Source organism: Paenibacillus sp. NPDC058071 (assembly GCF_042885235.1).
Taxonomy (GTDB): Bacteria; Bacillota; Bacilli; order Paenibacillales; family Paenibacillaceae; genus Pristimantibacillus.
Genome location: NZ_JBHVSK010000003.1, coordinates 229159 through 255764, shown reverse-complemented (window position 1 = coordinate 255764; position 26606 = coordinate 229159). Strand labels below are relative to the sequence as shown.

General features: G+C 52.6%; 14 protein-coding genes. 10 read left to right on the top strand and 4 right to left on the bottom strand.

What is annotated here, in order from left to right; all coding sequences use genetic code 11:
• Positions 1-35 precede the first annotated feature (35 nt).
• The 4 genes from ACFVTB_RS06580 to ACFVTB_RS06565 all read left to right on the top strand — a co-directional run bounded on the left by ACFVTB_RS06580 (position 36) and on the right by ACFVTB_RS06565 (position 7745).
• On the top strand, positions 36-947 hold the full coding sequence (locus ACFVTB_RS06580; protein WP_387746585.1) for an aldo/keto reductase: 912 nt from the start codon (positions 36-38) through the stop codon (positions 945-947).
• Positions 948-1130: 183 nt separating this feature from the next.
• Positions 1131-1688: a sigma-70 family RNA polymerase sigma factor gene (locus ACFVTB_RS06575; protein ID WP_387746583.1), complete on the top strand. Its 558-nt coding sequence runs from the start codon at positions 1131-1133 to the stop codon at positions 1686-1688.
• Positions 1672-3054, top strand: coding sequence for a DUF4179 domain-containing protein (locus tag ACFVTB_RS06570; protein WP_387746581.1), 1383 nt, complete (start codon positions 1672-1674; stop codon positions 3052-3054). Before ACFVTB_RS06575 ends, ACFVTB_RS06570 begins: the two co-directional genes overlap by 17 nt.
• Before the next feature lie 140 nt (positions 3055-3194).
• The gene (locus ACFVTB_RS06565) at positions 3195-7745 is read left to right on the top strand and encodes a DUF7948 domain-containing protein (RefSeq protein ID WP_387746579.1); all 4551 of its coding nucleotides are present in this window, start codon (positions 3195-3197) and stop codon (positions 7743-7745) included.
• Positions 7746-8639: 894 nt separating this feature from the next.
• Here ACFVTB_RS06565 and ACFVTB_RS06560 read toward each other — a convergent pair.
• The gene (locus tag ACFVTB_RS06560) at positions 8640-10088 is read right to left on the bottom strand and encodes a SpoVR family protein (RefSeq protein ID WP_387746577.1); all 1449 of its coding nucleotides are present in this window, start codon (positions 10086-10088) and stop codon (positions 8640-8642) included.
• Positions 10089-10326: 238 nt separating this feature from the next.
• Here ACFVTB_RS06560 and ACFVTB_RS06555 point away from each other — a divergent pair, with 238 nt between their 5' ends.
• Entirely contained in the window at positions 10327-11598 is a 1272-nt protein-coding gene (locus tag ACFVTB_RS06555; RefSeq protein ID WP_387747030.1) for an ATP-binding protein, read from the top strand.
• 61 nt (positions 11599-11659) lie between these two features.
• Here ACFVTB_RS06555 and ACFVTB_RS06550 read toward each other — a convergent pair whose 3' ends face one another.
• Positions 11660-12487 carry a GGDEF domain-containing protein gene (locus ACFVTB_RS06550; protein WP_387746575.1) on the bottom strand — a complete coding sequence of 276 codons (828 nt, stop codon included), beginning with the start codon at positions 12485-12487 and terminating at the stop codon, positions 11660-11662.
• 172 nt (positions 12488-12659) lie between these two features.
• Between ACFVTB_RS06550 and nagZ the strand changes: the two genes are divergently transcribed.
• Positions 12660-13967 (top strand): beta-N-acetylhexosaminidase, encoded by a 1308-nt coding sequence (gene nagZ / locus ACFVTB_RS06545; protein ID WP_387746573.1) that lies wholly within the window; start codon positions 12660-12662, stop codon positions 13965-13967.
• A gap of 274 nt (positions 13968-14241) precedes the next feature.
• Entirely contained in the window at positions 14242-15618 is a 1377-nt protein-coding gene (locus ACFVTB_RS06540) for an FAD-dependent oxidoreductase (RefSeq protein WP_387746571.1), read from the top strand.
• A gap of 172 nt (positions 15619-15790) precedes the next feature.
• On the opposite strand, the gene odhB is transcribed toward ACFVTB_RS06540, so the two are convergent.
• Both odhB and ACFVTB_RS06530 read right to left on the bottom strand, forming a co-directional pair.
• The gene (gene odhB / locus ACFVTB_RS06535) at positions 15791-17032 is read right to left on the bottom strand and encodes a 2-oxoglutarate dehydrogenase complex dihydrolipoyllysine-residue succinyltransferase (protein WP_387746569.1); all 1242 of its coding nucleotides are present in this window, start codon (positions 17030-17032) and stop codon (positions 15791-15793) included.
• 6 nt (positions 17033-17038) lie between these two features.
• Positions 17039-19915 carry a 2-oxoglutarate dehydrogenase E1 component gene (locus tag ACFVTB_RS06530; RefSeq protein WP_387746567.1) on the bottom strand — a complete coding sequence of 959 codons (2877 nt, stop codon included), beginning with the start codon at positions 19913-19915 and terminating at the stop codon, positions 17039-17041.
• A 411-nt stretch (positions 19916-20326) separates the two neighbouring features.
• Between ACFVTB_RS06530 and ACFVTB_RS06525 the strand changes: the two genes are divergently transcribed.
• The 3 genes from ACFVTB_RS06525 (at position 20327) to ACFVTB_RS06515 (ending at position 26606) form a co-directional block, all read left to right on the top strand.
• The gene (locus tag ACFVTB_RS06525; protein WP_387746565.1) at positions 20327-24673 is read left to right on the top strand and encodes a helix-turn-helix transcriptional regulator; all 4347 of its coding nucleotides are present in this window, start codon (positions 20327-20329) and stop codon (positions 24671-24673) included.
• Between the two features lie 113 nt (positions 24674-24786).
• Positions 24787-25479, top strand: coding sequence for an S-layer homology domain-containing protein (locus ACFVTB_RS06520; protein WP_387746563.1), 693 nt, complete (start codon positions 24787-24789; stop codon positions 25477-25479).
• Positions 25480-25649: 170 nt separating this feature from the next.
• Positions 25650-26606 (top strand): 3'-5' exoribonuclease YhaM family protein, encoded by a 957-nt coding sequence (locus tag ACFVTB_RS06515; RefSeq protein WP_387746561.1) that lies wholly within the window; start codon positions 25650-25652, stop codon positions 26604-26606.

The window sequence follows — 26606 nt, the reverse complement described above, 5'->3', positions numbered from 1 at the left end:
ACGATTAAAATACATAGAAGAAAGGGAGCGATACTGTGAAATATAGAACATTGGGCAGTACTGGCTTGAACGTCTCGGTCATCGGGATCGGTACTTGGCAATTCGGCGGCGAGTGGGGGAAGGAATACAGTCAGGCCGAAGCCGACGCCATATTGGATAAAGGCAAGGAGCTTGGCATTAACCTGATTGATACGGCCGAATGCTATGGCGACCATTTGTCTGAATCGTTGATTGGCGACTATATAAGCCGGCGAAACCGTGAAGAATGGGTAATTGCTACAAAATTCGGACATCAATTTCACGAGCGCTTCACCCGCACGGACAAGTTCGATGCAAGGAGCGTCGTCGCTCAACTGGACGCGTCGTTAAAGGCGCTGCAGACCGACTACATCGACCTATACCAATTCCATTCCGGTCCCGACGACGTGTTCGACAACGACGAGTTGTGGGAGACGTTAAATAAGCAGGTGGAAGCGGGCAAAATCCGTTATTTAGGTACTTCCATCGGAAGCAACGATAATTTGCATCAAACAGACGCTTCGACCAAAGTAGGGTCCAAGGCGATTCAAGTCGTATATAACCGGCTTGACCGGAAGCCGGAGGAGCGGGTATTCCCGTCCTGCGAGCGTCAAAATTTGGGCGTGCTGGCGAGGGTGCCGCTCGCGAGCGGTTATTTGAGCGGCAAATATAAACCGGGCGCCGTCTTTGGAAGCACGGATGTGCGCCATCGTCACGATGCGGAGGATACGAGGCGCAAGCTTGCGGAAGTGGAGCAGATTGCCCGTGAGGAGGTGCCGGAGGGAACGGATATGGCAAGCTGGGCGCTGGCCTGGTGCTTGCGGCATCCGGCCGTAACCGCTGTCATTCCCGGCTGTAAGGACCCGGCCCAAGTGGAGGCTAACGCCCGCGCGGCGGACTTGGCCGATCCGCATCGGCAGGACGTCTGACCCGTGTGGGGCGAGAGAGTATATGGAAGGCCGCCGGGGATGATCCCCGGCGGCTTTTTCGTTTGCTGGGCTTGGTTACTCGTAGAATAGGAACTCAAAAGCGATCTTTTTTTCAACAAGCGTGAACCAAACGGGCTTATGCATGATCTAATTGGCATCGATCGTCAGAGAAGAGGTGAAGGATTGGCGGAGCATAGTCAGAACAACGAGGATGACGTTAGGGCAGCGCAACGGGGGCGCCATGCCGCTTTTGTGCGGCTGATCAAAACCGAGGAGCAGGCAATGTACCGGATCGCCAAAGCTTATTTGAAATCTGATGCCGAATGTGCCGACGCGATGCAGGAGACGGTGCTCAAGGCATATAAGACGATCAGGTCGCTGCGAGAGCCTGCCTATTTCCGCACGTGGCTGCTTCGTATTCTGATTAACGAGTGCAAGCGGATTTTACAGTACAAAAGCAAAGTTGTGACGATGGAGACTGAGGCTATCGATGCTGCGTCGGAGAGTAAAAGCAAAGAAACCGAGGCCATGGATCTTGGCGAGGCGCTGCAGTCGTTGGACGAAGAGTTGAGGGTGGTCGTTTCGTTGTACTATCTGGACGATAGACCGCTCAAGGAAGTGGCGGGCCTATTGGAATTGCCGGAAGGCACCGTAAAATCGCGATTGTACAGGGCGCGGGAGAAGCTTGCCCGTTTTTTGCGCCCGGAAAGGAGCGTAACAACGAATGCAACGAATGAATGAACGGCTTCTCGACGACGATCAATTGAAGCTTATGCTTAAGCTTGAGCAAGCGGATCAACCGATTCCTCCACTTGTTGCTTCCCGGATTGACGAAACCTTGCAGATGCTCGCTTCCGCAGGCAAGAGGAAGCGGCGGCGACGGCTGGGTTTTGCGGGGGCTGCGGCAGTCCTAATTTTTGTTGTTTTGGCGGCTGGCTCTTTGTTGTCGGCCGGAATGGCGGAGGCTTTATCCAGAGCGCCGTTTATCGGCTCCGTTTTCGAGGCAATCGGCGATACCGGGATCCGTTCCACTGCGCAGCGGGGGATGGTCGCAGCCCTAAACGAGCCGTCGTCGGATCAGCAAATCACGATGACTGTAACCGAGGTGTTTTATGACGGATTCCGATTATCAATTGGTTATGTGATAGAGGGGGCTAACGAGTATCGCCCAGAAAACGGGGAGCTGTTAATCAATGGAAAGACGGTCGACGACTTAAGCGGAAGTGAAACGATTATGGAGACGGACACGCCAAACCGCTATGTCGGAATCATAAACTACGATGTGCGGGAGCAACTGCCGGACAAGTTCCGGGTTGCGCTTACTTTTCGCGGCATGGAGGACTGGACCAATTTACCGAAAGAGGATGAGGTCGAGTACAAGACAATGAATAAAGTGACGGGAGAGTGGAAATTTTCTTTTCCGGTACGCAAGCTTCAGGAAGGGATCACGGTCAAACGATTTGATCCGCCTGCTCAATTCCAGCAGGGATATTCAAAGATCGTAATTCACGAGATTATGTTCACGCCAGCTGCTACCCACATCCGTATGGATGCTTACGGATCTGCGGTCTCGAATTTCAAGCTGTTTGACGATCGAGGAATGGAAGTAGAGCCGCTCGGCATGAGCCGCTCCAGCCAGAGTGACAATGAAAAGGTGGAACATTGGCTGAGCTTCGCTCCTTTAAAAACGATTCCAGCTTATGTGGAGTTGAAGCGATACAGTGTAGCCGATAGTCTGCATCGGGAAAATGCGGTTCGGGTTGGACTTGAGTCCGGCAGCCTTCCCATAATACTATCTCAAGGGGCTGCAGGCTCCATGACTATAACGGATGCCGAGTTTACCGAACAAAACGTTACATTGCGCTACGAAATAAAGGGCAATAATCCATACGCGCAGGCGTGGGTGCTTATGCTTACGGACGCAGAAGGCCGTCACCTCCGGGTCAGAGAAGAAGCGGCAGTGGACCGGGACGCGGAAGAAGGCGTCTATGCATTCCGCAAGAGCTTTTTCACGGAGATGCATGAATTGCCCTTACAGCTTGTCACGATGGAGCTTCCGGCTGTAGTTATTTCTGAAAAGTCGATTATTCGCATTCCGATTCAATAAAGCAATGAGTGAGCGGACGCCGTCCTGAACGGCGTCCGCTTGCTCATTAGCGTAGTGTTTGCCGCCGCTTTGCTGATCATGGCACCTCCAACCCCAGACATTCATACTTTAATGATAAATGTCTTGGAGGAGAGCTGATATTGAATACTGTTACAGCTGGCCTGAGAGAAGCCGTTCCTTTCGCTAAGCTGCCTTTGCTATTCGCGAGAAATATAGGCCAATTCAATGAGGAATCGAAGCTGCTGGCACAAGCTTCAGGCTTTCGCTGCGCGTTTGAAGCAGAACGTTTTTTGCTGACATTCTATACACTCGGGCAAGAGGGGGACGAGGCGCTAAGCTCCAAGGGCGTTGTGCTGGCATGGACCTTCTTGGACGCTTGCCGCGAGGTGAAGCTGGAAGGGATAGGGCTGGAAGCGGGCAAGGCCCATTACTTCAAAGGCAATGACCCGGCGCACCACCGGGTGAACGCGGATCTATACCGCGCAGCAGCCTACCGCGGACTGTGGCCAGGTATCGATGTCGTCGTACAAGGAGCGGAAGGGAAGCTGAAGTTTGATTGGTTTGTAAAACCGGGAGCGAAGGCGGAGGATATCAAGCTGCTGTGCGAAGGCGCGGATGCGGTATCGATTGATGAAGAGGGCCAGTTGCGCTTTACAACGCCGTTCGGAGAGCTGATTGACCAGAAGCCTATCGCCTATCAGGAAATAGACGGCAAGAGAACGTACGTCGCTTGCCGATATCAGCTAGAAAACCATTCAAACGGCGGAGTCTGCATCGGGTTTGATATAATCGATGATTACAATCGAGAACAGCCCCTCATTATTGATCCCGTCATCGAATATTCGACATATCTAGGCGGAAGCAGCACGGAGAACGGGCTTGCCATTGCGGTGGACGACTTCGGTCAAGCCTATGTTACCGGCAGCACGATATCCGCCAATTTTCCCGTGACGCCGGGGGCGTTTCAAACGGCTTTGAAGGGCGCGGAGGACTTTTTCGTGACGAAGCTGGACCCGACTGGTACCGCTCTGGTCTACTCCACTTATATTGGGGGCAGCGCTCGAGACATCGGAAGGAGCATAGCCATCGACCAAGCCGGCCATGCGTATGTAACTGGGTCTTGTTTCTCGAACGATTATCCAACAACGCCAGGCGCCTTCCAGCCGGCCGTAGCTTCGGCAAGAGCGCATGCCGTTATTACGAAGCTAAGCCCTGACGGCAGATCGCTCGTCTATTCCACGTATTTAGGCGGTACCGGCGGAGACGGCGCTTTTGGGATTGCCGTCGATTTTTCAGGGAATGCCTATGTGGCCGGACAGACGGATTCCCCTGATTTTCCGGTTACAGCCGGAGCGATTCAGACGACGAATCCGACGGAAGTACCTATTGCCTTTGTAACGAAGCTGAACGCGGCCGGCTCGGGCCTTGTTTATTCTACTTATTTGGGCGGCTCTGGAGGGACAACCGACGCAACCTGCATCGCCATCGACAACAGCGGCAACGCTTATGTGTCGGGAGGTACCGTATCCCGCAATTTTCCGACGACGCCCGGCGCTTTTCAAACGACGCTTCAAGGCGATATCGACAGCTATGTTTCGAAGCTGAACCCGACCGGCACAGCGCTTGTCTACTCTACGATTTTAGGATCGAGCTTGAACGACACTGCGAATGCGATTGCCGTCGACGACGCAGGCAACGCCTACGTGACCGGCCAGACGACGTCGCCCGACTTTCCGACGACGCCGGGCTCGTTCGTGACGCCCCTAGGCATTCGGCGCGTCTATGTTACCAAATTCAATCCCGACGGAACCGGCCTGATCTACTCGGCGCTTATCGGCGGCGACGCCTCTAACACGCCTTTTGCGATGGCGCTTACTCCATTTCGTCAAGTAGTCGTAACGGGACAAACGACTTCGACGGACTACCCTGTAACGCCTGATGCATTCCAGCCCTTCTTGAACGGCGCGGCAGATGCCTTCGTTACGATGCTCGATCCGTTTGGGTCTTTTCTCGAGTACTCCACTTATCTGGGAGGGAGCTCGACCGACAGCGGCAATGGGGTAGCCGTCGATCATTCGGAGGCCATTTATGTAACGGGCCAAACCTTTTCGTTCGATTACCCGACGACGCCCGGCGCCTTTCAGCCGTCCCGTAACGGCATTGATGCCTTTGTAACGAAATTCGGGAACAAGGCGACGCTTGAATTAATTAAATTTTCCGATCGTTTCGAAGTGCGGCCGGGGGAGCACGTCACTTTCTTCATCGAACTGAGAAACGAGAGCGTTGCACTGACAAATGTAGTGATTGATGATCCTTTCTTAGGTTTCTTTACTGTTTTACCGGTACTACATCCGTTCGAAACGCATATTATTGCGCTTGGCTTTTTCGTGCCGGAGCAGCATCCGCCAGGCATCATTGTCAATGAGGTCTTTGTAAAGGCTGACCAACTGCAGGAGCTGCTTATCGCGAGGGCTGATTTGCTGATTACCGAATCTCCGGTTCTTTCCGCATTAAAGAAAGTCAGTCCGGCTGCGGCTGCGCCGGGCGAAACTGTTATTTTCACAATCACGCTCAACAATTTGGGAAATGTGGATCTGTTTAATGTTCGCATAGTCGACTCGCTGCTCGGGCTAGATCAAGTCGTGGAAGTGCTTCGTACGGGAACCAGCTTTGAAATCGATTGGCCATTTGTCATTCCGGAGGGGCAGCCGGTCGGCTTGACCATTGCTAACGTAGCGACAATTACAGGGGATAATTTGCCGACGCCGGAGCGGGTTGGGACAGTGGTTGAGGTGCTTCCGGCGCCAAGGATCGAGCTGGTGAAATCGGCTGACCGAATATCGGTTTTCCCTGGCGAAACGATTCAATTCACACTAATGGTTACAAATACGGGCAATACGGCATTGACCAACGTTCGCATCGCTGACGATACAATCGGTGAGCAGTTTCTAATCCCAAGTCTAGCAGTAGGCGAGACCGAGACGTTTACCGTTCCGTTCCATGTTCCGCTGGAGACGCCGCCGCAGACGTATACCAACACGGCGGTTGCGACTAGCGATCAGGCGCCAAACGCCTCTGCCAGCTTCGATGTGGCTGTGCTGGCGGAGCCTCGCATCGGGGTGCGCAAGCTGCCTTCCGTTCAGTCGGCGATGCCGGGCCAGACGATTCAATATACGATCGTCATCGACAATATTGGCAACGTTCCGCTGACCGCCGTTCGCTTGGACGATTCGCTGTTAGGCTTTTCTCAAACGCTGCCGAGCTTGTTAGTTGGCGAGAGACAAGAGTTCGTCGTACCGTATGTCATCCCGCTTAGCGCACAGGCCGGGTCGGAAATTATTAACGAGCTGACGGTGCAAACGGCGGAAACGGGGCAGCAGCAGGTTAGAGCCACCGTGACGGTCACCGCTGTTGGACTTCTGTTGACGAAGACGGCGGATCGGGCGACGGCCGCTCCCGGCGATACTATAACGTATACGTTAAGCGTTACGAGTCTTTTATCCGAAGCGCAAACGAATGTCGTACTGAACGACCCGTTGCTTGGATTAAGCGAAACGATTGCGTTGCTGCCGCCTGGCGCAACAATCACTAGAAGCGGAACCGCTGTAGTGCCTGCGGGCGCCGCCAACGGAAGCGTCATAGTCAATCAGTTCACGGTGTCATCGGATCAGACGCCGTTGCAATCGGCGACGGCGGCAGTTGTCGTTATTGTGACTCCCGGAGGGGAGACGACGCTTTCGGTTAGCAAGCTTCCGGACCGCGATGTGGCAGCGCCGGGCGAATCGGTTCGCTATACGGTGGAGATTACCAATACGGGGGGGAATCCGGCGACCAACGTCACTATAGCCGATTCCTTAACGGGAACTACGGCCATTGTGCCGGTGATTGCGCCCGGCGAGACGGTTATCGTCGAATTCGACTTTCCGGTGCCTGTGACGGCGCTTCAAGGAACCGTGTTTGCCAATCGCGTGACGGTCAATTGGCCGGAGAATCCGACAACGACGCCGGAAACGAGCGAGGCGCAGTTTGTGACCGCTTTGCCGTCTACGCTGCTTGAACTGACCGTTGAGGCAACCCCGGGAACGGCTGCGCCGGGCGCCGTCGTTCTGAAGACGATTCGCATTACGAACGTATCGGATCGGACGCAGACAGATGTGTCAAACCGGACATTAACGAATGTCCATGTCATCGACACCCTGCTGCAGTTCAGTACGATTATCGCGTCGCTCGGGCCGGGGGAATCACGCTCCTTTACACTTCCGTTCACGATCCCGGCGGATTCGATAGGGGGACAGATTTTCCGCAACGATGTGATCGTCTTCTCCGATCAATCGCCTCTGCAGCAGGCGTCTGTCGATATTGTAACGGAATCGCTGCCGAACGCTGCGCTGACGGAAACGGTCGATCGTCCGGTCGGGCATCCGGGAGATATCGTTCATTTCACGATTACGTTAAAAAATACAGGTAATTTAGCGCTTTTGAACGGCGTGCTGACCGCTCCGCTGTTGAATCTGATCGTGCGTATCGAAGTGTTCGATATCGGCGCTGTAGAAATCATCCGCGTACCGTTCAAGCTGCCGGAGGTCGAGGAGGATACAGTCATCGTCAGTCCGGTTACATTCGTCTCGGATAACGGACCGCCGAGATCGGCAACCGCCTCTGTCCGGGTAGTGACGGAGGAAGAGGAGTAATCGGCGTGGACCGGGGGGGCTGCGAAGTGCACCTAGAGTTTGGGGCGGTTGAGGTTAAGTAAAGAAGTGGCGTAAGAGTAGGGAAGTGTGACCGAGCACCGCGTGCCGCGATGGCATTACGCGCCGGAGCGGCGTTTTGATTGCTTTTTGAAACGAAACTGATTAACGCAAGAGAAGCCGCCCGGGCTGTAGCTCGGATGGCTTCTTTTTCATACCCTCGAATACGTCGAATCAGCCACTGTAATGACGATTCTCGAAAAGCTGCGTTTTTAGAATAAACGATACCATCCGAAGTAGGGTTTCAGGAATGAGCTTTTGTCTAAAAGCTCCTGATAATACTGTCATTGAATCGAATCAAAAAAATCGATGGGAAGAACCCTGTGTCCCGCAGAGTTCACTCTCACTGGAAGTCATGCACTGATGTCGGCATTAAGCTCCGGTTTTCAATTTATATGAAATTTCATATATAATTTGCGGATTTTGAGCAAAAGCTTCGATTATATATGATTTTTCAACTATAATCGTCCAAAATCCCGATTTTTGAAAAATTATATATGATATTTCGTACATATTTCTCATGTCGCCCCTAAGGCTGCTGCTCCTTCGGCAGTTGGAGGACTTTGCTAGGTCTTTCGGACAACAGGCAACCTGAGGTGACCAGAGCGATTCTGGAGAAACGATAGTAGTCTCCTTTAAAACCCGTTTCCTACCGCAAACTTCGGTCCAAAGAAAGGAATCGGGCTGTATCAGCGATCGGAAGCCCCCTCTGTCCCGCAGCATTTCCCCTCCTTGGCGTTCAAGCGCTGATTAGGTTTTGAGCCATTAAAACAAAAAAAGTGGTGCAAGGACAATGCTTATCTCCTTGCACCACTTTTTATTTCTCCATGCGTACTCTCACAAAAACTTCCGCGTCGTTTTCTTCCCGTCGCAGCTGAACACAATCTTTTTATCCTCGACGATGGTTTCGAGATGGACGTTTTTGCCCCACAGCTGAACGACATAAGGGAGGGTGCGTTCCACATACTTGAGATCGAGCTCGGTACCCTCGTAGTTATGCTTCAAGTAGAGCTCTCCGATCCGGTTGAAGTCGCCGTCTATGACGACGATGCTCGGAAAGCCGCCGTTCACTTTGGAATAGACAAGCTGGTCGCGAATATGCTCCCAGGACTTGTCGGTAATTTTCCATTCGGGACCCTTCTTCTCGAAAATATACAGATCGAGCTCGTTGACGAGATCCTTCGTTAAGTAATTGCGCAGGAAGCTGATATCGGAGTCGAATTCGCGCACCTCGAACATTTTTTCACGGCCCTTGCCCGGCGTACGTCCGAACCGCTCACGTTCTTCTTTCGTCGGGTTATCCCAGCGCTTCTCGATATCTTCAAATATTTTCAGCCCGAGATAATAAGGGTTCAAGCTGTGGCGGGATGGAACCACGACGGAAGAATTCAGCTTGGCGAACTCGATCGTTTCGTCGCTCGTCAGCGGCATTTCGCGGATGATGCGCTGGTGCCAGTAGGAAGCCCAGCCTTCATTCATAATCTTGGTCTCGATCTGCGGCCAGAAATAAAGCATCTCGTCGCGCAGCATGGACATAATATCGCGCTGCCAGTCTTCGAGCAGCGGCGAATATTCCTCGATGAACCAGACAAGGTCCTTTTCCGGCTCTGGAGGAAAATGCTTGACCGCTGCAGCCTTCGCGCCCGCTTGCTCAGCCTCTGCGCTCTCCTCGCTCTCAAGGGACCATAGATCTTCGTAATCAGAGGAGGCAGACGATTTGCTCAAGCGATTTTTTTCTTTTGTCAGCAGTTCAATGTAGCGCTGCTTATCAAGCTGATAGGGCTTGATGATCGACGGATCAACATGCTCTTGAATGGCGAGCACCGCGTCGATAAATTTCTCAACCGCTTCCGAGCCGTGGTCCATCTCGTAACGGTGAATGCGGTCAGCCGTAGCCGACATGCTTTCGACCATATTACGGTTAGTGGCGCTAAACCGCGCGTTATTTTTGAAAAAATCGCAATGAGCAAGCACGTGCGCAACGATCAACTTGTTCTGGATAAGCGAGTTGCCTTCAAGCAGGAAAGCGTAGCACGGATTAGAATTGATGACGAGCTCGTAAATTTTGCTGAGACCGAAATCATACTGCATCTTCATTTTATTAAAAGTTTTTCCAAAACTCCAATGACTGAACCGAGTAGGCATGCCGTACGCCCCGAACGTGTAAATAATATCGGCCGGGCAAATCTCGTAGCGCATCGGGTAGAAGTCAAGTCCGAAACCGGATGCGATTTCCGTTATTTCATCGATTGACCGCTCTAACGCGCGGATTTCATCCTGGTTCATCCGCTATCCCTCCGTACTGATTAATACCGTTCATACCATATGTATGCTTGATTGGCCAAGGGTATGACGGCGGCTTATAGAGGAGGAAAAAAAAGTAAAAATGAAACTTGTATACATATGATAAAATATGGAAATGAATCGCTTTCTGTTGTATGATGATTAGACAAGAAATTGATCATAAACTGAAATTTCGCTATTTATCGACATCATACGAAGGTGAAGTTTCTGTTTGCAAAGGATGTTGTTAACTATTTACGAAATAGTGGCTTCTATTATTCAAGGGCTGCTTTATAATTTGACTGCCAGTCTGTTATTCGTTATAACGCCGAGATTTACTTATCGCCGTCATCGCCGTAAGCAATTGTTCGTCGTTTTACTGGCTCTGTTTTCCGCCCTTTATCTTGTCTTCGGTAAGCCTGATCCGTTCGTTTATGCCCTTCATTTAACCCCCTTATCGATGACGCTTGCGGTACTGTACGAGGGACTTTTTCCATCAGTGGCTAGTTGGATCGTATTCAGTATCGCAGGGTTAATTGTCGGTAATGATCCTTATACGGTATTAATTCCGAATACGTTCGTTTTGTTGGCCGGCCTTGTGATCCATTATCGGATAAAGGGAGGTTCCCATATTCGAATGATGCTTTTGTTTCTGTTGCTTGTTGCCAGCAATCTGACGGTGACAGTAGCGACGATGCTTGCACAAGGAAAAACATTAGATTATGTGGAGCTGACTGTTGTCTGCGCAGCAACGCTGCTGTCGGCCGTACTCGTCAATTATGTTTTCTTTCAGGTGAAAAATCAGGAGCGTGTTCAACAGGAGCTGATTTTATCCGAACGGTATCAGATGATCGGCCAACTGACCGCTTCCATTTCACATGAAATCCGCAACCCGCTAACGACAACAAAAGGATTTCTTCAACTGATGGGCAAAAAAGGGGTCGATCTCGACACGATGGAGCGTTATCGTCAGCATGCGCTCGAAGGAATCGAACACGCGAACACGGTCATCAGCGATTATTTGAACTTCTCCAAACCGACATCGGAAGAACAGCGAAAGCTGGAGGTTAAAGAAGAAATCAATAGCGTCATTCCTTGGTTACAGCCCTTGTCCATGCTGTCGAATATCGCTATTCAAATTCATCATCTGACGAAGGAAAAGATGTTTATTTATGGCGAGACGAAGAAGTTTCAGCAAATTATGCTGAATGTCATGAAGAATGCGATCGAGTCGATGCCGGACGGCGGCACGCTTACGGTGCAGACGCAGCTGAACAATGGTACGGTACAAATTTTTATTCGAGACACCGGCACGGGAATGAGCCATTCGCATGTAAAACGTCTAGGCAAGCCGTATTTCACAACGAAGTCGAACGGTACGGGGCTTGGACTTATGGTTGTTATGAGCCTGGTTCAATCGATGAACGGAAAAATGATGTTTCGCAGCAAATTGAATCAAGGTACGATCTGTGAGCTGCATTTCGAACAAGCAAGCGAATTAAAAAACCTTTGAAGAAGGGCAGGCGTTACGGGCAACCGGCATGTATCCGGCTGCCGCTGTGACGACCACAGCCCTATTCGTCTTCAAAGGTTTTTTTGTATCGGCGTTTGGAGTCGTACATGGATTGGTCGGCATTTACAATCAGCTGCCTCAGGTCGGTTTGCCTGTCGTCCTTGCGGCTGAAGCCAATGCTTGCGGAAATCGGAATAGTGAGATCGCCAATGAGAAAGGGCTGCTGGAACGCTTTCTCGATGTTGGCGCGCACGGTTTGGATAGCAGACTCGTTGGCCCTATCGCCGAAACAGATTAGAAACTCGTCGCCGCCGTATCGGATGATGCGGTCGTTACTGCCGGCTTGGCTTTTCAAGCGAGCAGAAATTTGCTCAAGCAGCCGGTCGCCGGCCTCATGGCCAAAGCGGTCGTTAACGGCTTTAAAATCATTTAAATCGATAAAGAGGACGGCTGGCGGAACTTCATCATGCTCAAGCAGGTTGTCCAAATAACGCCGGTTGTACAAAGCAGTGAGGCTGTCCGTCACCGCTTCGTTCTCCAGCTCCATCTCATAACCGAGCATAGCCGCCATCGACTCGAGCAGGGTAAGCTCGTCCGGCTGAAGCTCGAAACTTGGCTTTCCTCCCGCAATAATCACGCCGCATACGGAATCCGCTGCACAGAAAATGGGGACGGAAACGAAAGCGTCAGGAGCGTAGCTGCCCGTAATCTCGGCTAACGAAGCGCCGTTTCGAGCGGCCGGCTCCTGCCGGTTGAATGCTTTTACGACTCGGTTGTCGCTGAAGCCGTCGGTCGTTGCGATAACGATGGCGTCGGCATGCAGCTTTTGTTTCAAAATATTAATGATATGCTCGGCGGCTTGATCTAAGTTGGGAGGACGATTTCTCATGGTGTGTGTCAGCTCCTGGGCTTATCCGGGCAAGGAAAAAGTGCGCTGCGCCCGTTACTCTTCCCCCAAGTGTAGTCGAAACGGAGGAGGTACTCAAGATATGACGGGATGGAAAAAAGATGAATAGATGGATATACTATTTCCATATCGATGGATGAGGTGAACGTTTCGTATGCGGATTCGATTCGTGCAGGACAAGCGGGAAAAACGGCTTTTGGCGTCGAACATGCTCTTTCGTTATCGCTCGTTTCGGAAAAAAGGGGCGCTCTTGTTGACATTGTCAGCGGCGGCGCTTGTCATGAGCTGTTCCCGGCCGCTGCCTGCCGATCCGCAATCGCCTCTTACGGCTCCTACCCAAGCTCCGATCGTACAACCGACGCCTACGGAAGATCCGCTCGCCGGTCTGACGCTTGAGGATAAGATCGGGCAAATGATTATCGCCGGCGTTGACGGAGAAACGATTGATCCGGGCGCTGTTCGTATGATTGAAAAAGAGAAAATCGGCGGCATCATTTTGTTTGGCAGAAATATGGGCAGTCTTAAAGGAACAGTAGCCTTGGTGAATGCTTTAAAACAAGCGAATGCGGGGCATCCTGCGCCGTTGCTCATCGGCGTCGATCAGGAAGGCGGAAAAGTGAACCGGATGCCGAAGTCGTTCACCGCGATTCCTTCCAATAAGACGGTAGGCAAGACGAATGATGCCGAAGCGGCTGCCGAAATGGGCAGACTGCTGGCCGAGCAAGTCAAACTAACGGGCATGAATATGAATTTTGCTCCCGTACTCGACATAAACAGCAATCCCCGCAATCCGATTATAGGCAGCCGATCGTTCGGCAGCACGGCCGAGATGGTCGCCCGCCTTGGCATTGCCGAGATGGAAGGCATTCGGGAGAGCGGTATTATTCCGGTAGTAAAGCATTTTCCGGGGCACGGCGATACTGCCGTCGATTCGCATCTGGAATTGCCGATTGTCCGCAAATCGAAAGCAGAGCTGGAGAAATTGGAATGGCTGCCTTTCGAAGCGGCTATTGAACAGCAAGCGGATGCGGTTATGGTCGCGCATATTTTATATCCACAGCTGGATGCGGATAAACCGGCTTCTCTGTCCACTCCCATTATCGGCGGGCTCCTAAGAGGTACAATGCATTATGACGGGGTTGTTATGACCGACGATTTAACGATGGGCGCCATTACTAAAAACTATGGCATCGCTGAGGCGGCGGTAGCGTCCGTTCAGGCAGGAAGCGATATCGTTATGATTGCTCACGGATATGATAATGCTTTACAGGTTCGAGACGCGTTGTTACGCGAGGTGAAGTCGGGAAAGCTGTCCAGCGATCGAATCGATGAAAGCGTTAGGCGTATTTTGGCATTGAAGCAGCGCTATCGACTTCGCGATGAAGAAACGGCTGTGCCGGATTTAACCGAACTGAATGCGCGAGTAAAAGCGTGGATCGGGCAGGTGACGGCGGCCCCTTAGCTGGGGTCGCCGTTATTACGACGTCACCAATTATTCACATTTGATCGAGAAAATAGCGAAATACGCATCAGACCGCTTGCAAGAAGCTAGCCCGATGAGTAAGATAATAAATATCAAATGATTGTGATTTAAATCACAAAGTTGACAAAGAGCAAAAGATCAACAGGATGGAGAGAGCCTGCGTATCGTAAAGGATGGCACAGGAAGTAGATAAGATCTTTTTTTACACAACATTGTGATTCTTTTCACAACTTAAAATGAGGAGGCTATCATCATGACTTTAAAAATTGCAGTAATTGGATGCACCCATGCAGGAACGGCCGCGGTAAAAACAATCGCCGAGCAACATCCGCAAGCGAAAGTGACTGTCTACGAACGCAATGACAACATCTCGTTCTTATCGTGCGGTATTGCACTGCATGTCGGCGGGGTCGTAAAAAACGCAGAAGAGCTGTTTTACAGCAATCCGGAGCAGCTGGCTGGCATGGGCATTCATACGCGAATGCGTCATGATGTGCTGGAAGTCAATACAAAGGCGAAAACGCTGAAGGCCCGCAATCTGGAAACCGGAGAACTGGTGGAGGATGACTTTGACAAGCTTGTGGTAACGACGGGTTCGTGGCCGATTGTGCCTCAGATGGAAGGAATTGAGCTCGATAATATTCAGCTTTGCAAAAACTACGGGCATGCGAAGGAGATCATCGAGCGGGCGACGGACGCGCAGCATATAACGGTCGTCGGCGCCGGTTATATTGGAATCGAGCTGGTTGAAGCTTTCCGGGATCAAGGGAAGCAGGTTACTCTGATTGATAATATGAACAGCGTGATGGCGAAATACTTGGATCGGGAATTTACCGACTTGGCGGAAACGGAACTGTTGCGGAAAGGCGTAAGACTGGCGCTTGGAAGAACAGTTACCGGCTTTGGGGGCGAGAATGGAAAAGTTCGCGAGGTTCGGACAACGAAAGGCAACTTGACTACAGATATGGTTGTGCTGTGCATCGGCTTCCGGCCGGGAACGGATTTATTTAAAGGACAGCTCGAGATGCTTCCAGGTGGCGCATTAGTCGTTGACGAATACATGCGCACAAGCCATCCTGATGTGCTTGCGGCAGGGGACAGCTGCGCAGTGCGGTACAACCCGACAGGTAAGGATGCTTATATTCCGCTAGCAACGAATGCTGTGCGTATGGGAACGCTGGTCGGATTGAACTTATTGGAGCCAATTGTTCCCTATACGGGTACGCAGGGCACTTCGGCGATCAAGCTGTTTGATTGGAACATCGCATCGACCGGCATGACAGAGGCGGCGGCGCTTGCTGCGGGAATGAATGTGAAAACTATCACAATCAATGAGCAAAATAGACCTGAATTTATGCCGACGTACGAAAATGTCATGGTGAAGCTTGTATTTGAAACGAATGGCAGAATCGTCGGCGCGCAGGTGATGTCGAAAGCGGATATGACGCAAGCCGCCAATACGTTGTCGGTGTGCATTCATAATCGAATGACGGTGAAGGAGCTTGCTTTTGTCGATTTCTTCTTCCAACCGCACTACAACAAGCCTTGGAATGTGCTGAATACGGCAGGACTGGCAGCAATGGCTGCTTTGGAGAAGGCACGGAAGGCAACAAAGCCGGATGTCGCTTAAAGAATACAAACGGGGAACTGGAGAGAGTCGGCGTTGTCGATTAGATGATTTCGGTCCTGAGCCGTAATTGAAAAACAAACAAAAAATGGCGGTGCGGGATGATTTCCCTGCACCGCCATTTCCAGGAGCTGTCCAAATTCGTTTCGAGACAGCCCTGTTATAGAAGAAACGATTAGCCCTCGAGGAGCAGCGTTTCTGGATCTTCAAGCATTTCTTTTACTTTGACGAGGAAGCGAACCGCTTCGGCGCCGTCTACAATTCGGTGATCGTAAGTCAATGCGATGTACATCATCGGACGGTTCTCGGAACGTTCTGCGTCGATCGCAACCGGACGAAGCTGAATTTTGTGCATACCCAGAATGCCGACTTGCGGAGCGTTCAGAATTGGCGTCGAGAGCAGGGAACCGAAGGTGCCGCCGTTCGTGATCGTGAACGTGCCGCCTTGCAGCTCAGCGAGACCGAGCGTATTGTTGCGAGCCTTCCCTGCCAGATCGACGATTTGCTTCTCGATTTCAGCGAAGCTCAAACGGTCGGCGTCACGTACGACCGGCACGACCAAGCCTTCTTTCGCCGATACGGCGATACCGATATCGTAGTATTGCTTAGCGATAATATCGTCGCCGTCGATTTCTGCGTTCAGCAGCGGGAATTCTTTCAGCGCGCCGACAACAGCTTTTGTGAAGAAGGACATAAAGCCGAGACCGACGTCATGTTTTTTCACAAATGCATCTTTACGGCGTTTGCGCACATCCATAATGGCCGTCATATCAACTTCGTTGAAGGTCGTCAGCATCGCTGCCGTTCTTTGCGCTTCTACGAGACGGTTAGCGATCGTAGCGCGGCGACGGGACATTTTTTTGCGCTCGTAAGGCTTGTTCGATGTGAATGCCGGTTGCGCTGGCTTCGCAGCCGGCGCTGCCGCTGGAGCGGCAGCAGGCTGTTGGCCCGCCGAACGTACATCGTCTGAACTTACGCGGCTTAACGAGTTTTGTGCTTGCGAAAGATCGATGCCTTTTTCGCGAGCCAGTTTGCGAGCGGCAGGAGATGCGTTGATCTGTCCGCCTTTCGCGTCTGCTGCAGGAGCCGGAGTCGCCGCAGGTGCTGCTGGCGCTGGAGCGGCTGCCGCCGCTTTAGCTGGTTCCGCGGCAGGTGCGGCCGCAGGAGCTGGAGCCGCTGCGCCGCCTTCCGCGATGCTGCCGATGACTTCGCCGATTTGTACGGTATCGCCTTCGTTGCGAGTAATTTCTTGCAGTACGCCGTCTTGCTCAGCGCTAATTTCGATGTTGACTTTGTCGGTTTCAAGCTCCAGGAGCACGTCGCCTTGTTTTACGGCATCCCCTACTTTAACGACCCATTTAGAAATGGTGCCTTCCGTGATGGATTCGCCCATGGCTGGTACGATAATTTGTTGCACTTGCGACTACCTCCCCGAATTGTATGTCAGTGACGGACTATGCTTTAACGTTTGCATTAAAATATGTTGCTGCTCGAACGCATGGACTTGCTGGAAGCCGCTTGCCGTACTTGCGCGTTCTGGACGGCCAATGTAGCTTACGCTGACGCCGCTTGGCGCGATTTTGCGAATACGCGGTTCCATGAAGCTCCAAGAGCCCATGTTTTGCGGTTCTTCCTGAACCCAGACGATTTCCTGCAAGTTCGGGAAGCGGGCGATGATGGCTGCGATTTCTTTGTCCGGGAACGGATAAAGCTGTTCGACGCGGACGACATGCAGCCAATCTTTATCCTCGCTCTCGTCCTTCTCGATTGCTTCCTCGATATCGATGGCCACTTTGCCAGTTGCGAGTACGAGACGCTCGACACGATCCGGACGCGCACCAAGACCCGGCTGCTCCAATACGGTTTGGAACGAGCCTTCGGCGAAATCAGAAGCCTTCGATGCGACGCGCGGGTTACGGATCAGGCTCTTAGGCGCCATAACGATCAGCGGACGAGCTTCTTCCGTTTCCGTAATCGACGCTTGACGGCGCAGCAAGTGATAATACTGAGCGGCGCTGGACAAGTTCGCGACGGTCCAATTTTCTTCGCCGGACAGCTGCAGGAAGCGCTCCAGACGTCCGCTGGAATGCTCGGGCCCCTGGCCTTCGTAGCCATGTGGGAGCAGCATGACCAGACTCGATTTTTGATGCCATTTCGAACGGCCGGCAGCGATGAACTGGTCGATCAGTACTTGCGCGACGTTCACGAAGTCGCCGAATTGCGCTTCCCAGATGACAAGTGTCTCTGGCGAGTAAACGTTATAGCCGTATTCGAATCCAAGAACAGCTGCTTCGGACAGCGGGCTGTTGTGAATGGCGAACGAAGCTTTCACTTGCGGAATCTGGTGCAGCGGGCTGAACGTCTCACCGGTCTGCGCATCGTGAAGCACAAGGTTGCGATGAGCGAACGTTGCACGCTCGGCATCCTGGCCGGTAATGCGGATCGGTTTGCCTTCTGCCAGAATCGTAGCGAAAGCGAGCGTCTCGGCATGCGCCCAGTCGATTTTCTCGCCTTCCTCGAAAGCGGTAGCGCGGCGTTCCAAAATGCGCTTAAGCTTCGGATATACGGAGAAGGTTTCCGGCCAGCGCAGCAATTCGGTATTGATCTCGCGAAGCTGTTCGAGCGACACCGGCTGAATCGCAATGCCGGCAGGCTGCTCGGCCGAAGGCTCCTTCGTTTGATGAACCGGCTCTTGGCCGTTGTTTTGCTTCATTTCCTCGTAAGCGGCTTTCAGCTTTTCGACGACCTCTTGTTTAATCGCTTCGGCTTCCGCTTCGACGATCGTGCCTGCAGCTACCAATTTATCGGTATAAATGCGGCTTACCGTAGGGTGAGCTTTCACTTTTTTATAGATAAGCGGTTGAGTCGTTTCTGGATCGTCCGTCTCGTTGTGGCCGTATTTGCGGTAGCCGATCAAGTCGATCAGGAAGTCCTTCTTGAACACCGTCCGATATTCGCTTGCCATACGGGCAACGGCGATAACGGCTGCTGGATCGTCAGCGTTCACATGAACGATCGGGATTTCATAGCCCTTCGCCACATCGCTCGCGTAATGCGTCGAACGGGAATCGTGGCTTTCTGTTGTGAAGCCGATCCGGTTGTTAGCGATAATGTGAAGCGTGCCTCCGTGCTTATAGCCGTTCAACTGAGCCAGATTGAGCGTTTCCGCTACAATGCCCTCGCCAGGGAACGCCGCATCGCCATGAATAACGATTGTGGCTGCCGCATCAAGGTTTTGCACCGGATATCCAGGCTTGCTGCGATCGTCTTGCGCCGCGCGGGTGAAGCCCTCAACAACTGGATTGACGTATTCCAAGTGGCTCGGGTTGTTCGCAAGCGTAATGCGTGTCTCAACCGTTTCGCCCGTTTTGAACGAGCGGTTGGCGCCCAAGTGGTATTTCACGTCGCCGGTCCATCCGTAATTGATGCCGATAGAGCCTTCGGACGGAATGAGACGCTTGTTCGGCGAATGATGGAACTCGGAGAAAATTTTGCTGTACGGCTTGTTCAGTACATGCGCCAAAATGTTCAGGCGACCGCGGTGAGCCATGCCGAGCAAAATATTCGAAGCGCCGTCGTTTGCCAGATCTTGAACGATTTCGTCTACCAGCGCGACGAGCACGTCGTTGCCCTCGACGGAGAAGCGTTTCGCGCCGACAAACGTGCGCTGAAGGAAGTCTTCGAACTGCTCGGCTTCGAACAGTCGTTTCAACAGCTTCTTGCTCTCTTCCGGTTTAAGGGAAGTTTTCGGCAGTTCCTTCTCGGCTTTCTGTTTCAGCCACAAACGTTCTTCTTCGTTGTGAACGTGACTGAATTCAAAAGCGATAGAACCCGTATATGCTTTGCGAAGCTTCTCGATCGCTTCGTAACCGTTCTTTACGTCGGCAGGAGCTTTCGTCCAGACAAGCTCGGCCGGCAACGCCTCAAGGTCGGCTTGCGTCAAGCCGTAGGTAGCCGCGTCCAGCATCGTGGTGTTCGATTTCGGACCGATGTCGAGCGGATCGATATCGGCGGCCAGATGGCCGAATGCGCGGATGTTCCAAACGTATTTGCCTGCAGCAACCAGATTTTGCAGCACTTTAGCATCGACTTGCGCTGCTCCAGATGCGCTAATTACAGGGCCGGAAGGCTGCCCTGCGTATTGTGGAGGCTCGCCATGACGGGCGAACAGCTCGCGGTATTCAGGTACTACGGATTCAGGATTTTGTTTGTAAAGTTCATATTGCTCTTGTACATATCCAAGGTTGGGCCCGTAATAAGACGCCCAAGGGTCAAGCTTTTGCTCATTGCCAGCTGACATCGACAGATACCTCCGTCTTACGGATTTTGAAGTTCATGGACGGAAATTAGAACATTCATATACAACCATTATAGTATAAAAAGGCCTCATAACTTAAATAACGATTATGTATCAATATTATCTTGAAAATAGATTGATTACGCTATCATTCGCGCAGATTCCGTCTTTATTATGCCCTATTTCGCTAAAATTCAACAGACCTATTTCGACAAAAGGAAAAAAAGCAAGGCGATCCTTCATGGGGGAGGGCGAGTCTGCTCTTTTTTTATCTTTCGCTTAGGCCAATCCGACAATCTTCCGATATAAAATTACATCTGTTATATTCATTTACCATTTTTGAAGCAAATGGAATAGAAAAAAGAGGAAATTAATTATAAAATAGAGCCAATGTTAGTTTGGAGGCGTTTTAAGGTGTATTGTGACGATTCAATCAGGAAGGACCGTTTCACAAAGCCGATCAGAGGCGCGAAGCTGCCGGGGGAGGTGCCGCTTCGTCATTTCGGCGTATTCGAGCGCTCGCGGCTGCAGCTGTTTTTGCGCATTGCGATTCAGCTCGTTGAGCGGCTCGGCGACTGGCGTGCGGCCGCTGGCGTTCGCAGAGGCATTACGCTCGACTGCTTCGTTATTGATCCGGAATCGCTAAATATTCGTTTCGTAGATAAAAATTACGACGCCGTTCCGGCGGCCGAGAAATGGGCTTACACCGCGCCCGAACGGATGGCTAGAGCGAGCGCTCCCTCCGACGAACGCTCGGATTTGTATGCGATAGGGGTGCTGCTCTACGAGCTGCTCACGGGACGGCTTCCGCAGCCGGAAGACAGCCGCTTGCAAACAAGGAGACTCCCGTTCGAAGTGAGGTCAAACCGGTTGGACCGGCTTAACCCGACGATGCCTCCGTCTGTAACGCGTTTGGTAATGAGGCTTTTAGAGAAGGCGCCGGAGAACCGGTACGGAAGCGCTGATTTGCTTGTTCGCGAGTTGAGTCGCTGCTTGACGGAAGGAGAGCCGGCGGACGGCGGTTCTTTCTCTGTGCCGTCTGAGGCCAGAATAAGCCAAGGCGAACGGATTGAGATGCCCGATCGGCTAGTTGGCAGGGAGAAGGAAAGCCATGCGTTGCGGAGCGCGTACCTCAAGGCAGGCTTAGGCTCTACCGAGACCGTATTCATTACGGGAGAGCAGGGCGCCGGAAAGACGGCTTTGGCCGAGGACGCCTTGACACAAATGGCGAATGAGAATGCCTTCGTTGTCAGAGGGACATTCGACCGGTCGGAGCGAGAGTTGCCGTATTTACCGGTTATCGAAGCATTCCGGAGTGCGGCCGCGCGGCTGCTGAGCGGGCCGGAAAGCGAGCTGAAGCGATTTCGCACGGAACTGGCCGCTCTTCAAGGAGATGCGGTCCTTGCCGACTGGCTGCCGGAGCTGGATGTTTTTGCAGCCGGCGAAACCAAGGACGATCACTTCGATGTTGAATATCTCCGAGGAAGGTTTCGCGGGACGTTTCGCAAATTCGTTCAAGCGTTTGCGGATTCGAATCGTCCGCTTGTCTTGTTTTTCGATGATTGGCAGTGGGCGGACCCGGCATCGCGTTCTTTGCTGAAATGGATCGCCACCGATCCGGAAAGCAGTCATTTACTCCTGATCTTCGCTTACCGAGACATGGGAACGGATGCGCTAAGCGACGAATGTGATTTTGAGCCGTATTGGGCGATGGATGCGGAGGCTCGCATGCTAAAGCTTAGGCCTCTGTCTGCGACAGATATTGAAGAGCTGCTTATGGAGTCGCTTGAATGCGAGCAGGAACAATGCGAGGAGGCAGCGGTCATCCTGCACGAGAAGAGCGGCGGCAATCCGCTGACGCTGACGCTGCTGCTTGCGGATAATGGCGCCGATGGAGAACCATGGCTCATCTGGAACGAGACGGAGCTGGAGTGGAAGTGTCTTGCAGGTCCGCTTTCGCGGCTGCCGGTAGTTAGAAAGCTGCCGGTTTATTTGGAAAAGAGACTGAAGCAGTTGCCTGAGGAACTGATTGAGCTGCTGTTCGCCGCTTCCTGCCTGAGCAGCAGCTTCCGACCGAGAGAAGCCGCTGCGGTCGCGGGGTACACCGTTCCTAAGACGCAGGAGCTGATCATGCTCGCTGTACAGAGGGGATGGATCACGCCCGCAGGGAAAAGCGCCGAGGCGGAAGAAAGCTGCCGGTTTACTCACCCGTCGTTCCGTCAGGCCGTTTACGATTTGATGGATCAGGAGAGAAAACAGTTCACGCATTTCACTTTCGGCCGTGAAATGCTGCAGCGTATCGGACCGGACGAAACCGGTGAGCCGTTGCTTCGAGCGGCTGATCATTTGGCGAATAGCGCTGAGCTGATCAGCCGTGCGCAAGAGCGGACAGACTATTCGCGCATGTTTCTTAAGGCAGGAGACAAGGCGCTGCGAGCTTTCGCTTATGACGCCGCGCTCCGATTTTACAACCAAGCAATTGCTTGCTTGCCGGAAGGAGATCCGGGGATAGCGGATCGCTTCATATTCAGCTTAACGTTAAAACGTGCGCGCTGCGAATGGCTATGCGGTCATGAGCAGGAGGCTCGTTCGCAGCTTGAGGGGATGCTCCGTGAAGCGGTGCCTTGGAAGGATAGGGCTGCTGTTTACCGGGCTTTAATCGAACTTCTGCTCGGCAGCGGCAAGCCGTCCGAGGCGCTTAAGCGCGGTCTGGAAGCGCTGGATGAGGCCGGCGTGCGATTGCCGGAGAAGCCGAATCGAATAATGGCTGCCGTTGAGCTGAAGCGCGTCCGTAAAAAGCTGGCGGGACGGATCGAGACGCTGGCCGGACTGCCGCAAGCGGATGAAGAAACGGCCTCTGCAGTGGAGATCGTGTTGTCCATTCTTCCGTCCGCTTATAACGAGAACTGCCATTTGTTCTCGCTGCTTGCCGCTCATTCCGTCAGCCTGATTCTAAATCGCGGAACAACGCCGGCAGCGCCCGTCGTCATGGCCGTATTCGGCATGCAACTGGGACATGCCCTGGACGATTACGGAATGGCGTACCGGCTTGGACGATTAGCCGTCATTCTCGCCGATCGCGGCGGTTCCTCTCAGTCCCGAGGATTGGCCTACATTGTATTTGCGGGAACGATTTCCCCTTGGGTCAGACATTATCGCGAAGGGGACGGACATTTGAATGCGGCTTTCAATCTCATGCTGGATTCAGGACGCTATGAGCATGCGGGCAGGGCGATTGGGCTTAAGATGGATCATCTGTTCGCGCAAGGGAAGCTGACGGAGGTTGTCTCCGGAGGACGCTCCTTCTTGAATGCTGCAGAGCGGCTGGGAATTGAAACGGCATCCCGCAATACTGGGCTTTATCTGCAGTGGGCAAAGCGATTGCAGGATCCTCTGATGAACAGCGTTACAGCAGGCGGAGACTGGTTGAACGAGCCGTCTGCGGGGAACGCTGCCGATGCCGGTCAAACAGGGAGAATGCGCTTTCTATTCTATACGCTGAAAATGCAAATCTACTACTTTTTCGGCCATTATGCGGCGGCTGCGTCGTGCGCCAAGCAAGCGGAAGAGTATGCGGCTTACGCCTCTCATTCGCCATACTTGCCGCAGCATCATGCGTTTGCCGCGCTGTCGATCGCAGCCGCTTGGGATGAACTTTCATTTACGGAACGAAGGCAAATGAAGAAATATAGTCGCAAGCTGCTGCGGTGGGCCTTGAAAGGGCCCGACAACTTTCTACATTACGCGATGCTAGTGAAAGCGGAAGAGGCCCGTCTGGACGGAAGCTACGAGAAAGCGCTTGAGCTTTATAACGAAGCCGTACGTTTGTCACATGACCACGAATGCTTGCAGGCGGAAGGTTTGGCGTACGAGCTGGCCGCCAAGCTTTACGCCGGCAAGGGCAATGGACGTATTGCGGGCATGTATATGATACGAGCCGTCGAATGCTATGAACGATGGGGAGCTTTTGCGAAAACGGCCGATATGCGAGCTAAATATACCGATTGGCTGCCAGTCGGCAGCGGCGGATCGATCGACGAGGCACCCGCTGGCGGTAAGCATGCAGCTGCTGCTATCGCCTCCGATTTCTCATTGGCAACGGTTTTCTCGAAGGAATGGTTATACGGCAGGCTGACGCTGGCGATGGAAGCAGCGGGAGCGGAAAAAGCGGCGCTGCTGTTCGAGGTCGACGGAAATTGGATGGTTGACGCAGTGTGCGGCGACAAAGGCTGCGAGAGCCGTCAACTGCCGCTTGCCGAATGCGGCGAGGTGAATGCGTCCGTTGCGCTTCATGCGGCTAAGTTGAAGCGACCTTTGACGCTTAATGACGCATACCGGGAGGGCATGTTTGCCGGAGACCGCCAGGCGATGAAGGCCGGATTGCGATCGGTTTATTGTTTGCCGGCCGTTCGGCAAGGCAGCGTGAAGGCAATGATCTATATGGAGCACAACGGAATGAAAGGCGCGTTTGAAGCGATGAAGCCAGAATGGCTGGAGCAGTTGCTTATGCAAATCGAGTTTGCAAGAAGACTGAACGATGCCTTCGGAAACGGGGCTGGGAGCGGTCAAGCTTGGCTGTTAGAAGAAAAGGAAACGGACGAAACGGATAAGGAAATTTTCCGTCTGATGTCAATGGGCAAGACAAACAAGGAAATGGCTGCGAAGCTCGGGTTAACGACGGGAGCGGTAAAGGCCGGCGTTCGCCGGACGCTCGACAGACTAAGCGTTCAGCAAAGGACGACAGAACCGGTTCACGTTTAATGATAGGCAGCATAAGTCGGAAATCAGCTGAGACACTGCAACCTTCCGCTTTTCTCCTGCGTTCATAAAGTCACAACAGCCATTTGTCAGCATTGTTAAAGGAGGAAATCAACATGAAAAAACAGATCGCAGTCGCAGTCCTGTCCGCAGCTCTGCTGGCAGCCGCCGTATATCCGGCGTCAACCTTTGCCGCATCAACCTTTCAAGATATTGCCCATTCGAAATATAGAACGCAGATTGAAGCGCTGCAGGAAGCGGGCATTGTAAAAGGGGTGTCCAAAACCGAATTTCAGCCGGAAGAACAGTTAACGGCGGGGCAAGGCGTTTCCCTCATCGTCAAGACGACAGAAATTAGTTTGGCGGCTATTTCCTTCAAGAAAGCGCCAACGGCCGACGGTTTCTATACTCGCGTCAAAAACGACGCTTGGTACGCGGACTCTTTCATTATTGCGCACTATAACGGACTTGATATCCCGAAGGATATCGACCCGAACGCAGCGATTACAAGAGAGCAGTTCACACATTATTTAGTGCAGGCGATAGAGAAAACCGGGCAATACCCGCTTATAAAAATGTATATTTCGATCTCCGACGAGCAGGATATCGAGACGTCCTACCAAGGAACGGTTCAAAGAGCGCTCTTGTATAAGCTCGCCTCGCTCGACAAGGATGGACGGTTTCATCCGCAGCAGGTGCTAACCCGCGAGGAAGCGGCCGATATGCTGTACAAGGCAAATGAATTTATTCAATCGCATCGGGACAACGCTCCTGTTTCGCCTGTAGATGAAGGGCAGCTGTTCGAATAGCCTTCATTGAATGAACGGAACGACTTTCACAGACCCGATCCTGGCAGCGGCCCGCTGCCAGGATTTTTTTATGCGCTGAGCGTCTTGGCCGAAATGGGTGCGTCACGGAGCGCCATTCCGTTGTATAATGGAAATATATACGCTTTACTGGGGAGAAGAGGGGCAACCGAATGACGCTGATCAAACAACTGACGAATCAGGACGATTTTACCGGCTATTATTTACTGAAGGAGTTGGAGGTCAAGCTGACCAACGGGACGACTCCGCGAGATTACTTCGATATTGTGCTTTGTGATGCCAGCGGCCAAATGGCGGCAAAGTTTTGGGACGTGACGCCGACCGATAAAGAAACGTTTTTTCCAATGGGACTGGTAAAGGTGCAGGGCGTGGTACAGACTTACCGCGAGAAGCTGCAAATTAAAATTATTCGGATGCGGCCGGCTGAGCCGGAGGACGGCGTCGCGCTAACCGATTTCATCCGTTCCGCGCCGATTGCACCCGTCGATCTGCTCCACGCGATCAATCAGGCGAAGCTTAGCATAGCGGACGAGGAAATACGAAGCATCGTCGATTATTGCGTATCCAAAGCAGGCGATAAGCTGAACCATTATCCGGCCGCCAAGACGTATCATCACGCGTATTTTGCCGGTTTGGCCTACCATATGGCAAGAATGCTGGAAATCGGCGAATTTCTTTGCCGCCAGCGCCCGTTTCTGAATGCCGATCTGCTTAAGGCAGGCATTATCTTGCACGATATCGCCAAGCCGGAAGAGATGATTGCGGAGCTAGGCATCGTAACCGATTATAGTTTGCAAGGCAAGCTGATTGGCCATATCTCGATTGCTTCCGGCTGGATTACAGAGGCCGCTCTAGCGCTTGGCATTGATATCGAATCGGAGAAGGTCATCGGGCTGCGGCATCTCGTATTGTCCCATCACAATCTGGGGGAATGGGGAAGTCCGGTTCAGCCGCAGACGGCCGAGGCGGTTGCTCTGCACTATATCGACGCGATGGACGCAAAGCTGCAAATGGTTGAGGATGCGCTTGATACGACACCGCAGACCGAGCCATGGACGCCGTCTATTCGCGGATTGGAAAACAAGCCGATTTACCGGACGAAGCTTTAG